Origin of the sequence: Mesorhizobium sp. M2E.F.Ca.ET.219.01.1.1, assembly GCF_004016445.2 — a bacterium.
Classification (GTDB): Bacteria; Pseudomonadota; Alphaproteobacteria; order Rhizobiales; family Rhizobiaceae; genus Mesorhizobium.
The window spans coordinates 1-347 of the sequence record NZ_SADT02000096.1; the positions used below are offsets into that span (position 1 = coordinate 1).

Genomic DNA, 347 nt, shown 5'->3' on the forward strand with positions numbered 1-347 from the left:
GGCGCGACCACAGACGTGTTGCCGTGATAGCTGTTCTCTGTGACGATCACGCCTTCGTTGCCGGTAACCGACCGGGCAATGCGAACCGCCAGGTCGTTGGCTTCCGAGCCGGTACAGACGAAGATCCAGGTATCCAGGCCTTCGGGGAGGGTCGCCGTCAGCCGCTCTCCGAGCCGCAGGATCTCGCGGTGAAGATAGCGGGAGTTCGTGTTGAGCGTAGCCGCCTGCTGTGCGAGCGCCTCAACCACATAGGGATGGCAATGCCCCACATCAGCGACGTTGTTGTAGCAATCCAGGTACTCCGTCCCGGAGGCGTCGAAGAGTTTGGTGCCACGACCGCGTACGAG

At 62.2% G+C, this 347-nt stretch carries 1 protein-coding gene; it reads right to left on the bottom strand.

Annotated elements, in window-relative coordinates; translation table 11 throughout:
* A partial coding sequence (locus tag EN862_RS35075) for an aminotransferase class III-fold pyridoxal phosphate-dependent enzyme (RefSeq protein WP_135913300.1) occupies nt 1–347 on the bottom strand: 347 nt, incomplete at both ends.